The sequence below is a fragment of the Plantibacter sp. 2H11-2 genome (assembly GCF_050031945.1).
Taxonomy (GTDB): Bacteria; Actinomycetota; Actinomycetes; order Actinomycetales; family Microbacteriaceae; genus Plantibacter; species Plantibacter auratus.
On the sequence record NZ_JBNBBL010000002.1, the window covers coordinates 152,957 to 166,810 of the forward strand.

The window sequence follows — 13,854 nt, forward strand, 5'->3', positions numbered from 1 at the left end:
TTGGATAGCCGAGATTCCTACAACGAGGAAACGGTGCCGGTCAATTTGGACCACGTCGAGCTGTCGCCCCAAACACCTGACGGATCGAGAAATGGCTGCAGCTCCTGCGTCAAGGGATGCGTGTCCCCATCAAGAGCTTTGCTCGCAATTGCCCGCCCAGCACCAGCCAGAAGATCCGCAACTTGAACTCGCGCATCGAGCTTCGAATCGACCAGTCTCACAGAGTGAAGGAAGACGGGTTCCAACCCCAGCTCGGCTACGGCAGGGTCTGCTAGCCCGTTCTTCATCGTCTCGATTCGCTGAGATGTGAGAAGCGATGTTTGATCGTGCACAACATTTACAGGGAGTCCGGTTCGTTCGTACCACGTACGGACGCTCGTTGCGAGTGCGGCGAAGGTAGGGTCAAGGGCAAGGTAATCGAGCGATGTTACTTTTGCATCTGCCACAAGTTTTGCTGCCTCAGATCGACCCGCATGCACTATGCGGAGAACATGAGACAACTTCCCCGTTGCTCTCGGGCGCAGCTCCTCTATCGTCGCGTAGAAGTCTTCGATCGTTGCTTTTGAGCCATTTCGAACAACGGCTCGCAGCATCGTATTGAACTGGTCCGCCGCAACTTGCCAATCCTCCCCAAGTTGGCTGGGCGCTTCTCTAAAGAGCATGCGAGCAAGCTCGCGAGCTTTGTTGTTTCGATATATTTTATGGCCGCGCGAATAGAGAATAGGTTCGACGATCAAATCGATTATCTTGCCGACAATGAAGAAGTGCTTGTCTGTGAGGTGGATGCTGACGCTGTCGATCAGCTCAGGTGTCTCAAGGAACCATTTCAGTTCGAGTTCATTGGATTGCTTGAGAAGCACGTTGCTCTTCAACTCACCCGCTGCGGACCCTGTACGTTCGCGCAGCTCATTCATCAGATCTTCCGCTGTCGCGAGGGAGATCGTTACACTGGCATGCGAAAACACGCGGCTCCCGGCGCGGGTGAGGTTTTCGCCCTCGTTTCCTGACTCGTCGCAGGCGAGCTCTATGGCTGAGTATGACAAGAATTTTTCCCAATCTAACCTAAACTCGTCTGAACTAGGTCGCTGCTGTGAGTCTGTGCCAGGACCGGCTGAATGGAGTCGCACCTATTGAAGAAGTGCAATGGGGGCACACCCGAGACTTCGAAGCTACTTGTTCTCCGTCACCCCGTCGGCACCCGACGCGGAGCACGACACCGTCGCGTACGCGCCCGTCGAGGTCTGCTCGGCGACCACGTCGCCGTCGACGGTGATCTTGCAGCTGACGGACCCGGTGTCCTCCGCGCCGTTCTGCGCCTGGAGGGAGTAGGAGGCGAAGTCGTACTGCTGACCGGCCTTGACGGTCAGTTCTTTGATGAAGGGGAGCGCCTGACCGGAGGACTGCTCGGTGCTGCTGCTGCCGGCCGAGTACGTGGAGTAAGTGATGGACGCGTCGGTGGCTGTGCCGTTGACCTCGTAGACGACGGAGATCTCCTTGTTGGCGGCCTCGGAGGACTTCGCCTCGGCGGTCTTGACCGCGTCGCCGATGAGTCCGGCGAACCCGGCCGTGTACGTGATCGCGAGGATGATGCTCAGGACGATCGCGATGGCCGAGACGATCGTGCCGGCGACGGCGAAGCCCTTCTTCCGATTCTTGAGGCACAGCGCGATGATGCCGAGCACGAGGCCGACGAGTCCGACGAACCCGGCGACGTAGTTCAGGATCGGGATGAACGCCCCGATGAGCGCGAACCCGCCGACGATGAGGGCGGCGATGCCGAGCCCGTTGCCACGCTTGCCGGTCTTCACCGGAGCCGGGCCGGGCACCGGCAGCGGGTAGGGCCGGTTCTGGGCGGGCGGCTGGTTCGAAGTGGACATGCGCGTGGTGCCTCTCTGCTGCGTTGCTTCCACCGTACCGAGGTCGACGCTCTGGATCACTGCCGTCTTCGGTTCGCGGTCCATGTCGACAGCGAAGGGGCGGGGCGTGTCAGCCCCGCCCCTTCGCTTGCCGGCGCCCGTCGCTACCGGCTCGCGTCGCTAACGAGGGCCGTGTCGACAAACTGCTCGAAGCGCACGATGAGTCCACCTCGGACGACGAAGTGGTGGGCCACCCGGGCGTCCAGCTCCTTGCCCGTGCCGCGGTGCGTCGCCGTGTACCGGGCGAGCACCACGACGTTTTCGCCGTCGACCACGTAGGTGTCGTCGTGCGCGGTCCAGTCGGCCCAGTCCGCGCCGAGTCGTTCCATCACGTTGCTCGTGACGCCCTCCGGCGTCCGGTACGTTCCGGCGAGCGGGAAGCCGGCCATCTCGGTCCACTCGACATCGGGGGCGAGGGTCGCGCGCAGTGCGTCGAGGTCACCGGCGGCGGAGGCGAGGTACTGCCTCCGCACGACGTCCCGAGGTGCCGAGGACGGCTCGGTCGTCGTGGTCTCGTTCAGCCCCATGTCATCTCACCCTTCGCGACCTTCGGCCCGATCTGGGCGGCGATGAGCATGCCCGAGGACGGGTACTGCTCGACGAGCGCCTGCGTCGCGGCAGCGCCATCGGCGGACGCCGCGACGATCGTCTCGAACGCCTGCAGGTACGAGCGCGTGTAGTCGATGGCGGTCGCGTCGTTCGCGGTGTTGGGGAGGCGGTGCCCGGCGATCACGAGCTGCGGGTCGAGGGCCTGCATCTCGTTGAGGAGTTCGATCCACGCTGCACGGAGTTCCGGCGTCGCCGTGTCTGCGGTCCACACATGCTCCTGCTGGAAGAGGAGGACGCCACCGAGGATGGCGCGGTGCTCCGCGTTCCAGAGGTACTGGCGGTCCGGGAGGGCGGCTGAGGTGCCCTTGAGCTCGAGGCGCTGGCCGTCGACGACGAGTGCGTCGCCGCTGAGCGGGGTGAGGGGGACGAGCCGGGTGGGCAGGTTCGCGCCGAGGGAGGCCCAGGCGGTCAGTTTGCCTTCGAACGACGCGTTGATGTGCTCGATGACGATGGGGGCGGCGACGAGCGCCGCGTCGGGGAAGGCGTCCGCGACGACCTCGAGGCCGAAGTAAAAGTCGGGGTCGGCGTGGCTGACGAACACCGTGGTGAGTGTCTTGCCGGAGTCGAGGATGGCCGCGACGAGGCGGTGGCCGTCGGCGCGGGTGAAGCCGGCGTCGACGAGGAGTGCCTCGGTTTCGCCGGTCACGAGGACGGCGGACTTGTTCTTCGAACCTGCGGGGAAGTCGAGGTCGAAGACGTCGAAGTTGAGCGTCATGGTGGTAGATCCTTCGGTTGGACGAGGCTCGGTGCGCCCGAGTCGATGCCGCGGTGCGGCGTACATGACGGTACAACAAAAGCTGACTCGTCAGCTATTCCCGATCCCTGGACAAAGATCTCCCGGCCGGTCGGCGACCTGTCCCCGGCGTCTACTGTGGAGACGTGACGACTGAGAACGAGTTCGCTTCGGCGAAGGACGCGGCGAGTGATGCGCGCATCCTGGTGTTCGGTCGTCTGTTGGGTGCGGCGAACGGTCTCGAGTACCTGCTGGGCAAGGAGCTCGAGGAGCAGACCGGTCTCAGCCATTCGCTGTTCGAGCTGTTGCTGATCGTCGGTCGGGCCGGTGTCGGCGGGCTGTCGGTGCGGGACATCGCACAGGCGAAGGTCGTGACGTCCGGTGGGGCGACGCGGCTCGTGCATCGCGCCGTCGAGCAGGGGCTGGTGAGTCGCCGGGCCTCGGCCGAGGACGGCCGGGTGCAGCTCATCGAGTTGACGGCGGAGGGCGAGCGGGCGGTCGTCGAGGCCGCCGGTCTGCATGCTCGGAACATCGAGCGCCTGATGCTGTCCGTCCTGCCGGCGGAGAACCGCGCGGTCTTCGAGGAGTCGGTCAAGACGTTGAGCAAGCACGCCTCGGGGGCACTGCCGGTGATGCCGTAGGGCGCGTTGGCTCGTGTTCGACCCGTCGATTTCGGTGCCTGCCCTCTGGCTCGCCGAGCACCCGCTTGGCTAGGCTCGCCGCATGAGTAGCGATGTCCCTCTCGTCCCGGGCGAAGACGCCTTCCCGCTCCACATCTTCGACGCCCTCGGCCTCGACCCGGTGGTGTTCAAGGACCGCATCGGTGGGTCGGTGATGGTGATCGAGAAGCGTCCCGAGAACGGGCCGGTGACGATCCTCACCTCCGGGGTGTCACGGCTCGCGACCGACTCCGGCGAGCGGATCGAGCTCGCGGTCGAGGTCGTCGATGGCCAGCAGGGTGCCGCGATGGTCGCGCTGCGCATCGTCATCAACGAGATCGCGACGAACCGCCGGGTGCCACCGGTGCTCGCGCCGTGGCGCAACGGGACGCCGTTCCTCAACGGGACGGCGATCTCCGCGCTGTTGGTGACGCCGTCGCGCTGGGGGGCGTCGTTCGACGAGATCCGGAACGCGGCCGGCCAGGTGGTCGGGCACGTACGGACGCTGCGGCTGCTCACGGACGGCGAGGCCGCGGTCGCGGGAGAGCGTGGGTGGGATGCGCTCGTTGCCGAGGTGGGGTCTGTGGATGCGTTGTTGGATGTGGAGCGAGGGGAACTCGGCCGTTACTGAGGTGAGCCGGGCAGGCATCTAATAGCTGCGATCTCGATGGTTTCAGTCCTCAGTTGCCCCGCGCCATATCTGGAACGCGACGTTTGGACGTGGTTGTAAATGCACGGCCTGCGCATGACGTCACTATCCAGACGGCGTGGCGGAGTCTTGGTCAGCGTCGTTCCGGACAGGCTCGGAAAAGGAGGATGTGGCGGACAGACCCGACTGCGATGGAGGTGCGATGAGCTCGAGCCGACTCGTCCCCGTTCCGTTGAGTGATAGGTCGGTAGGAACAGCATCGAGCTCGCGCAACAACTCGCTCGCCTTGAGTTCGAACTGCCGTCGGCGAACCTTTGACTCGAGGTGGGCGACGCGCGCGTCGTGTACCTTTCCCCACTGATCCCACCAGCCAGCGATCGCGCGAGGGATGGCCTCGGAGACCTTGCTCGGGTGCTTGAGAACAAATGTAAACACCGTGGCGATTCCGCCAGCGCCAAGCAGCCCCGTCCAGTTCTGGCTCACCCAGGCGAGAATGTCCAGGGGTGATCCAGCGGAGATTCTTCGCACGTTGAGAGGAGCGGCGCCGGCGGTCCCGTCCGTATCCAACATCTCCACGCATGCGTTCCATAAGGAGTTCAGTGCACCAAACTTTTGCGCGAGTTCTTCGAGCGTCCACATCTCCTGGTCGAAACGTAGAGCAAACTGGACGGCCTCCGTGGAATCTAGTTCCGATTCCATCCCAGGTAGACGCTGCAAATTGATCTGCTCGTTGGCGAGTATGAGCCACTCGAGCGAGTAGACACGTTCGATCCTTGAGCCGAGAGACATCCATTGCGGCTCCGGCAGAAGGCCGATTTCTATCTGAGCGCGCAAGTGGTCCGGAGTCAGACCCAAAGCCGCCGAAACGACTCCTGTCGATAGGAACGACGGGCGGTGAGATGACGGGCGTGTCTCCATGTTCGAACGCTACTGCAAAATAGACGATTGCCCGACTTTTGACTCACGTACTCCATCGCCGTGAGTCTCCTAGGGTGTTGCGTCGCCGTGGCGCCTCAGCATGGGGCAGCGGGTCTGGGCCGGCCTTGGGCCTATATTGATCGGAATAGGTGCAGTTTCAGACGGATTCTCGAATGTAAGTCACACCGAAAGCCTTGACTTGGCGAAACTCCTGGCGCGTCGTCCCGAAGTCGAACCAACCGCCGTCCGACTTTTGGAAGATGTCGAGTCCTCGGCCAAGATTGATCCGCCAACCTGTATCAGTACGGATCCATCGATCGTGACCGCCGGGGTCCTTGCCGACGTCGACCTTGATGCCCTGCTGCGCCGCGCCGTTCACGATCTGACTGAGCATCTGAAGCTGACGCTGCTGGTATTCCGTGTCATCTTCAAGCAGGGTGAAGAGCTTGAACGCGACTTCGTCCGCGGGGTCCTTGGCCGCAGCAATCAGAGCCAGCAGTTCCACGAGGTTGCGACCTTGGTGAGGCTGACGGATGTACGGATCGTGGAACTCGATCCCGGTCGCGCCTTGCAGGTAAGGCAACAGCAGGTTCTCATAGGAGACGCCTCGCTGGTTCTCCACGAAGTCGCGCTGCCCTTGGAACAGCTCTGCCGGCACCGGCGCAGGTGAAATCGGACGGTCGGTAGCGGTCGCAGGAATTTCTGCTGCGGGCTCGGCACCAGTGGCAACTGCCCGGCCGCGATAGTAGTGCGACGGGTACTCGTCCTCTTCCAGGGTCGTGACGGCGGTCCAGCCCGCGGTGAGCGAGTTGTACCCGAACTTCACGTCGACCATCGTGTCGTCGATCCGCAGGATCTGATCCTTGACCCGCTTACGGCCCTCGATCGCGAATCGCAGGATCTCTTCGATCTCTTTATGCGTCGCCTGCTCATGTGGGTAGAGCAACTTCATCAGACCCGAGAAGGTCTTGTGGATGCCGTCGCGATCACGAGTCGAGATGTCGGATCCAAGGGTGAAGTACCGCTGGTACCGGTCGGAGTAGTCCAAGTTCCTCATCGACTTAAGCACCTCGGCGATGTAGTCGACGACGAACCCGTAGCCGTCCGAGAACATCTCGCTGCGAATCGTGTCGACCTCCCATCCCGGGATATAGAAGTGCAGCCGATCGAGGAACGCCGAGTCGTGGTAGCTCTCTGGCAGCTCGTCGAACAGGTCTGAGTGCTTGAGCATGTACGGCACCGTGTGCGATGTGTTGCCGACGAACACCATGGACGCCTCGGCACCGAGTGTCTCGACGCCGCGAGAGAACGACTTGTTCGCCATGTAGTTCTTCATGATGTCGACGAGCGCCTTATCGGTGCGCTTCTTCTTGCCCGCGAACTCGTCGAAAGCCACAACGTCCCAGTACCCGACAAGGCCGATGCGACCATTGGCGTTGTTGACGAATAGCTTGGGCACAGTGACCTCGCCGCCGGAGATCAGCATGCCGTGTGGCGAGAACTCCGAGTAGATGTGCGACTTGCCGGTGCCCTTCGGACCGAGCTCAACGAGGTTGTAGTTTCGCTCGACGAAAGGGATTAGACGGATGAGCTGCAGCAGCTTAGCGCGTCGCCCGAACATCTCGGGATTGAAGCCGATCGATTGGATGAGTAGGTCGATCCACTCGTCGGTGGTGAACTTCGCACGGGACTCGAGGTAACCCTGGTAGTCGAAGTTCGACATCTGGATCGGCTTCAGGCTCCCCAGAATCCACGGCACGACACGGGCATCTTCGTTGTGGAAGTACTCGATGTCGCAGAGGCACCAAACCCCACCAACCAAGAGCTTCTGATTCGCGTTGACGGTACTCGCCTCGACGATCACACCGCTGATGCCGAGGTTCGCGAACGACGCCTGGTAGACGTCGTCCTTCTCGTTCAGCGTGACGCTGACCTTGTCGATGATTCGGAAGCGGCCCTTCTCTCGGATCTTCGACTTGACCAGTTCTGACTCGTTGCGGTGCACGTAGTGCTGAGCGAGGATCCCGCGAACCTTGTCGATGCCCGCCTGGATCGTCGCCTCGTCGTCGGATGCCGCGTACTGGCCGAGCAGGAACTCCAGGACGTAGGACGGCACGATCGCGTTGCCCTTGACAGCCTTGACGAGATCCTTGCGAACAACGGCGCCAGCGAAGTGCTCGTTGATCTTCCGGTCCAGTTCGCTCTCCGGGGCGGTCTCCTGCGTGGCCTCGCCATCGACAGCCTGCGCGAGGGGTAGGGCTGCAGTGAGGTCGATCTCGTCGCTCATCAGAAATCCCATCCGTCGTCACTCGCGAAGGCGCGCTTTACCGTGTACGGCACACCTCGATACTTCTTCCATTGGTCGGTGCCTTCGATCGGTTCCGACAGCCGGAACTCAACGCTCTGGTTGTTCGCGCTGTCGGCGTCCTTACTCAGCAGCAGGGTCACACTTTGGAACCGATCGCGTCCTTCAGCGCTGTCCGAGTCGAAGGTCATATCCTGCTCGTTCGAGATCAGTTGATCCCCGAAGTAGAGTCCAGCGCGCAGCCGCCGCGCAGGCCGGTTCGGCTCCACCTTGGTCGACTGATACAGCTTCACCACGACCTGCCCGGTGGTGATCTTGTCGGACTCCGGATGGATCTCAACGTTGACGGACTCGACTGTGTCGCTGCGACCCTTGTTGATCGAGATGACGGGCACGACAATCTCCTGTAGCGACGCTCCGCCATGCACAAACTGGAACCCGGCACCGGGCTGCACGATGCGCTGAATCGAGTTCGGGATCTGCACCTCGAGGTCGCTCGAAAGCCCAATCTGTTCCGGCTGGAATGTGCGGAATGCCGGATCCTGCTTCAGGCCCCGGCCGAGCACGTAGCGACGCTTCTCAGCCACGATACTCTCGCCCTGCGGCTTCACGGTGAGGTTGAACTGCGGCGCCAGCGTCGACCTTTGGTAGAGGAAGCCGTGGTCTGCCGTCACGAAGATGTTCGTCGCGTTCGCGCTCGCGAGCTTCTTGATGATGTCAAGTAGCTCGCGGATCGCGTCCGCTGCGGCTGTGAAAGTGCGGTGCTCTGACACTGCCTTGTCGCCAGTGGCGTCGATCGTGTCGTGGTAGACGTACAGCACCTGGTTGGATGCGTACAGATCTCGGCGATCGCCCGGCTTCATCTCGATGAAGGCCTTCGCTTGGATCGCTGCTCCACCCACAGAGCCAAGAATCTTCCCCCGGTTCGCAGTGCCGTCCGACTTCTGTCCGTCGACGAGCACGGGATCGCCGTTGGGCGAATGCGCCAGCGTCTGGTTCGGCAACAGAGATGCCATCCCCAATTGGGTGTAGCTCGGAAGCACGCCCAACATGGCTTCGATCTTGGCGTCGAACTTGTTCTCGCCGCGGATGCTCGAGGTGAGCTCTTCAGCGACCTCGTAGCGCAGAGCATCCGAGATGACGACGACTGCCTTCTTACGGCCCTTGAGGATCTTGGCCACGTAGTGCTCGTAGAACGATGATTGCGATGGGACGTTCAGGGTGCGCCAGCGCTCTACCCCGTCAACCTGTGCCTGCCAGCTCACACCGAGTTTCGCCAGGAAGTCGGTCACGTAGGCGTTCTCCACGAGGTCACCCAACGCTTCGAGCGGTTGTTTGAACTCCGCGGTCAGGTACGCATGGGTAAATAGGCGGTAGAGCTGATCAATGCGGAACCATTCGTCGCGATACCGCGTCAGCCCGTCGTCGAAGGATGCGATCTCGAGTTTCGCAGTTCGGATCGCAGGGATCAGTTCTGCCGCGGCGCTCAGTCCGTCGTAGAGCGTCGCGTAATCGTCGGACCAGAAACTCTCGCGGCGTCGAGCGCTGATCGTGTCAAGGACGTCTCGCGTCGACATCCTCTGCGACACGATGCTCCCGACGAGGCGGTGGATGATTTCACGCTCACATGCCTCGAAGACATCGGCCTCTTGGATCGTGTCCCAGGACAGCTGTTTAGCGACCTCCTTATAGCTGAGGTCATCTTCAATCTTCCGCGCAAGTAGCTTCATCGCGGGTGCGCTCCGCTTGGAATCGCGGAAGCTGCGGAAGTCGATGGCAAGATTTCGTGCCTTGTTCGAGGAAACGGTATCGAAGCCCTCGGCAGCGCGCTGAAACATCCATAGCGCGAAGCCCGCGACGGTCGGAGCGTCCGTTGCATAGCCATAAATGCGCTCGGCGCCGCCCCAATGGAAGTCAGCAAGCTCGTGCTTACGAAGGGCATCGATCCCGGCAGGGTTGCCGTCTGCGTACTGGATGAGCAGCGTGCGGGTGAGCTCAGAGAAGCTGTGCTCCCTCTGGCCCAGCAACGCCGCGCAGATTTTGGCACGCACAACCGTCAGGTCGTCACCAGGCGAGAGCAGTGCTCGGAACTTGGAAACCAACCTGCTGTCCCCGAAGAACCTGGAATGCCGCGCGACGAGTTCGGCGGCACCCGGGCCGGTCAAGCCGAGGGCCGCCCCCACAAGCGCGCCGCGGTCCGCGGTGAAGACCGGGCCGTTCGCGAGCTCAATGTCCAGCAGCCAGTTCCCCACACCCTCAGGCACCTTGCCGGCGCGATAGACCAAGAACCTCGACACCTTGTCCTCGCGCAGGAGCCGATGTTTGAGGGCGAACTCGTTGTCGGCAACGCGCAGCACCGTGACGCCGATGGGCACCTGACCGTCAAGCTCGTCGGCGTAGCTGCCTTCAGCGTCGTGCCACACGACGACACGCGCGCCCTCGAATCGGGCCGCGAGATGATCCGCAATGGTTGGCGGCTTGCTCATTCGTTGTCCTCGTCGTCGGGGCCGAGATCGAGTCGGCGGCGCGAGACGATCTCCTGCCGCATCTTCCGGGCGCGGCTGTGATCACTCATCGCTCGCCTCCAGACCGAAGATCTTCTTCACCGCTGGGTAGAACTTCGGGTAGTTCACTTTCACGCCGTCGTCGAGGTCGATCGAGATCTGTTGGGTTGCGAGCGGGTAGAGCACGTCGTGTTCGTAATCCCGCAGCTCCGCAAGCACCCTGCGGAGCCTATCTGCCTCCTTCTGGTCCTTTGCTGAGCCAGTGACAGCGGACGATTCAGCCTGTTGGAGAGCGACGGTGAGCTTGGCCTCGTATTCGCGCAGATACTCGTTGAGGACCGTTGAGACAGTCGACGCCGTGTAGCGGTGCAGGTAAATCAGCGCGTTGAATGATCCCTTTGGACTGGAGAACATCCAGTAGATCGGCCGCTTCTTATAGCGCTGCACGTGATCGTCATAGAACTTCGACTTGCCTGACTTTGTGACGAAGTAGTCTCGCAGCGTCTCTACTCCCAGCGAATCTTCCACGAAGCGCCGGTTCTCCTCGAAGTGTTCGCCGCCAAACGCCGTCCGCAGGAACTGGCGGAACCGTTCGACAATGTCGTCTTCGAACCAACCGTCGTCCACGAACGGAATGACGTTGTCGACGTCTGGAGCGAACGTCGGCGCCGGTACTCTCGTGAGGTAGTGCCGGAGCGTTGCGCCCTGGTCGGCGAGGATTAAGCCCGGCACATCGAGGCTGTAGCGACCGAACATACATCCAACTCCGTACGAGATCAGTTCCTTTACAAGATCCGCCCGCTCCAGCTCCGCATACTCCGTGGCCGATCTTCCGGCCCCGTACTGATATTCGACATTGCGTGAAAGTGAGACCGACTGAAGGTCTACCCCGTTTGATACGACGCCCTGCAAGCCATACGCATCTGCCACTACACGATTATTCTCCACTTCAAGATCTCGGAGTCGACTCGACGAGCCGGCGGCGACGGCTGAGAAGCGACGCACCTCCTCATGCAGCAACACCGATCTGCGCCCATCGTTCCTGATCAACGGGTTTCGCTGATAGTCCCATGAAATCTCAATCGAGTCCCAGTCGTCTTTGGAGATACGCTCCGCCATATCTACCCGGCTTAGGAGAGAATCATCCGACTTCATCGCCCACGGAATCTGGCCAATCTCGTTGCTTGTGAACGTCAGTCCCGGCGACATCAGATCAAGAAAATGTTGCGCAGTCGACGAGTTGAGGAGCGAGGCCAGAAGCTGCTGCCGGGTCCCTGGCGAGGGAAATATCATTCGCCCGGTGTCGTCAAATACGTGCCCCGGCGGCAGTGAACGCACGGCAAACCGCGCGCCTCCAATCTTCGAGTAGGTCAGTCCAGCTCGTCCCATGTATGCCGAATTCCGAACAGCGGATCCCTTGTGTGCCCGGATCCGAGCCCCGCCGTCCTGCCAGTCCATAAGGACCTCATTGTTTCCGTACCAACGGCGAAAGCGACCACCGCTGCTACACGGTGTCCATCTTCCGTTACCGACGGAGGTATCAGCTCCGAGCTCGGAGATGTGAGACTTTGAAACCTCGAACCATAACCGCTCAAATTGAGAGTTATCTCCTGTTGATATACCAGCCCTCAGGTCTGCCACGCCACTAATCGCGGGGTAGGAACGAAAAGCAGCTAGTGCGTCCGAAGAAACCCAATACGCTATGGGGCTTCCGGGAATATCGGCGAAGCTCGACATGAGCACAGAGCGAGTCAGGCCAACCCCGGAAACCTTCGAACGAAGTGCCGCACTCTTTGCGGCCTCTGAACTAGGCCGAGTGATGTCGATGAACAAGCCCTGACGCTCAGATCGGGTAGCGACGGCCTCGAGGGTGAAGGCCGTTGTAGACACAACTTCGCCGCTGATGGTGTCGAATGCACCGGTACCAAGGTGAACCATCGTTCGAATGGCACTGTTCCTCAGCATGTTGTCGCGAAGGCCGCCGAAGGACGAACCGAACATCCAGGACTGCATCGTGATCATTGCCGTGGCGCCGTGCAACGTAGTCAGAGCTAGGCACCGCTGAATGAACATGGCGAAGAGGTCGGACTTCGACTCTTTAAACTCAGCCCTAGCGAACGCCGTCAGACGCGCATCCATGTTCTTGCTACCCATGTACGGCGGGTTTGCCGTTACCACGGAGTACTTGCGTTGGAGTGCGGTCGCCTGCCGTACAGCCTGGCGTGCACGGTCCAGGGTCCCGCTCTGGAAGAGCCCATCTTCAAGATTGGGCAAGAGCGCGGCCGCGTCCGCTGTCAAATCGGCGTCCGGGCGGATCAGTGAGCCGAGAACATCTGCGTCCCTGAACTGGTTCCAGAAGTTCTCTTGGGCGACGCGAGCACTGGACTTCGTGACGAGGAAGTCGAGCTCATCGGGCGCAAACGAGATCGGTTCAATCACGCAAATGTTCGGCTTTACATCGCGGGCAAAGAAGCGGCGATCCTTCGTCCGAGCCTTCATAGCGAGTGCGAACGCGGCGAGTGCACCGGCGCGCGGGTCAATCTCGGTGCCGTGGACGTTGTGCGTGAGGATCGAGCTTGGGATCTCAGCGGGCGCATAACCTTCTTCCTCATAGATCGCGTAGAGCAAGTCGAAAGCGTAGGTGAGCATGTGGCCAGAGCCGCAGGCTGGGTCGATCACAGTCAGCTCCTCCGGCCCGGAGAGCTTCAAGAAGTCCGTTTCCTCGTCGACCGGTGCGATGTAATAGTTCATACGGTCGACGAGTCGGGAGGCTGGTCGGTTGAGCATCCACAGCCTGCCGACCGAGTTCTCGATGAGGTAGCGGACGATCCAGTCCGGGGTGAAGAGCTGCGTAGCCGCAGGGATCTCGTCGGCCCCAGCCTTCTTATTCTTCTTGAACCCGGCGAACACCTCGCTCTTCCGTTCAGAGATATAGAACTGGTAGAGCCAGCCAATGACCTCGACGTCGTCGCAGGCCTCTTCGGTGAGCACGTTGCGTGCGCGGGCCACGATGCCGCCATCGGCGAGCAGGCCCGCGGGGACAAGTAGTTCGGTGTAGTCGCCTTCTCGTTCGAACATGAACGGCATCGATTTGTGCCAAAAGCGGCAGTACTCGGTGAGTAGCAGCGCGTACGCTTCGCCCTCCGCATCAGTGCTGCGGCGAGCGCCATCGAGCAGGCCGAGAATGGCCCCCCTCGTGGAGGAGCTCGTGACTACATCGGGGTCGATGTCTCCGCGCTTCGCATCTGCCAGGATCTCGGGCTGGCCGTGTGCTTGGCCTTGCGCGGGCGAGACAATCCCAGCGCCCGTGTAGCCCTTCGCATCCATGAACCGCAGGGCGATGAGTCGGTTGAACCAGGTATAGGCGACCTTGTCGATCACGTGCTTGTGGCTGTGCGCGGCGATCTCCGTTTCGAGTCGGCGCACCGTCTCCGCTCGCTCAGTTCGCGCGACGGATCCGGGGGCGAGCACTGCCGACGCCTGCGCCGAGACCGCTGTGATTAGTTCACGGCGAGCAGCTTTCGCAAAACTCTCCAGGGGTTTCGTGTCCATGCCTGTTCC

Annotated in this window: 10 protein-coding genes; 2 read left to right on the plus strand and 8 right to left on the minus strand. The window is 61.5% G+C overall.

The features are described 5' to 3' along the window. Positions 1 to 17: 17 nt before the first annotated feature. The 4 genes from ACQG07_RS05100 to ACQG07_RS05115 form a co-directional block, all read right to left on the minus strand. Positions 18 to 1,127 (minus strand): DUF3800 domain-containing protein, encoded by a 1,110-nt coding sequence (locus tag ACQG07_RS05100; protein ID WP_426737646.1) that lies wholly within the window; start codon positions 1,125 to 1,127, stop codon positions 18 to 20. Between the two features lie 42 nt (positions 1,128 to 1,169). Then, positions 1,170 to 1,877, minus strand: coding sequence for an MmpS family transport accessory protein (locus ACQG07_RS05105; protein ID WP_426737647.1), 708 nt, complete (start codon positions 1,875 to 1,877; stop codon positions 1,170 to 1,172). Between the two features lie 143 nt (positions 1,878 to 2,020). After that, entirely contained in the window at positions 2,021 to 2,443 is a 423-nt protein-coding gene (locus ACQG07_RS05110; RefSeq protein WP_426737648.1) for a nuclear transport factor 2 family protein, read from the minus strand. Then, positions 2,434 to 3,240, minus strand: coding sequence for an MBL fold metallo-hydrolase (locus tag ACQG07_RS05115; protein WP_426737649.1), 807 nt, complete (start codon positions 3,238 to 3,240; stop codon positions 2,434 to 2,436). Before ACQG07_RS05115 ends, ACQG07_RS05110 begins: the two co-directional genes overlap by 10 nt. 164 nt (positions 3,241 to 3,404) lie before the next feature. Here ACQG07_RS05115 and ACQG07_RS05120 point away from each other — a divergent pair, with 164 nt between their 5' ends. Both ACQG07_RS05120 and ACQG07_RS05125 read left to right on the plus strand, forming a co-directional pair. Further along, complete coding sequence (locus ACQG07_RS05120; protein WP_086474768.1) at positions 3,405 to 3,899, plus strand: MarR family winged helix-turn-helix transcriptional regulator; 495 nt, start codon at positions 3,405 to 3,407, stop codon at positions 3,897 to 3,899. An 82-nt stretch (positions 3,900 to 3,981) separates the two neighbouring features. Further along, a complete protein-coding gene (locus ACQG07_RS05125; protein WP_426737650.1) occupies positions 3,982 to 4,548 on the plus strand; it encodes a suppressor of fused domain protein in 567 nt (188 codons plus the stop codon). Between the two features lie 123 nt (positions 4,549 to 4,671). Here the strand turns inward: ACQG07_RS05125 and ACQG07_RS05130 are convergent, their stop codons facing one another. From ACQG07_RS05130 to pglX, 4 genes are all read right to left on the minus strand, one after another. Beyond that, entirely contained in the window at positions 4,672 to 5,484 is an 813-nt protein-coding gene (locus tag ACQG07_RS05130) for a hypothetical protein (protein ID WP_426737651.1), read from the minus strand. A 157-nt stretch (positions 5,485 to 5,641) separates the two neighbouring features. After that, positions 5,642 to 7,771: a BREX system Lon protease-like protein BrxL gene (brxL, locus tag ACQG07_RS05135; protein WP_426737652.1), complete on the minus strand. Its 2,130-nt coding sequence runs from the start codon at positions 7,769 to 7,771 to the stop codon at positions 5,642 to 5,644. Beyond that, positions 7,771 to 10,275, minus strand: coding sequence for a BREX-1 system phosphatase PglZ type A (gene pglZ / locus ACQG07_RS05140; RefSeq protein WP_426737653.1), 2,505 nt, complete (start codon positions 10,273 to 10,275; stop codon positions 7,771 to 7,773). Before pglZ ends, brxL begins: the two co-directional genes overlap by 1 nt. Before the next feature lie 81 nt (positions 10,276 to 10,356). After that, the gene (pglX, locus tag ACQG07_RS05145) at positions 10,357 to 13,845 is read right to left on the minus strand and encodes a BREX-1 system adenine-specific DNA-methyltransferase PglX (protein WP_426737654.1); all 3,489 of its coding nucleotides are present in this window, start codon (positions 13,843 to 13,845) and stop codon (positions 10,357 to 10,359) included. Between the last annotated feature and the right edge of the window lie 9 nt (positions 13,846 to 13,854).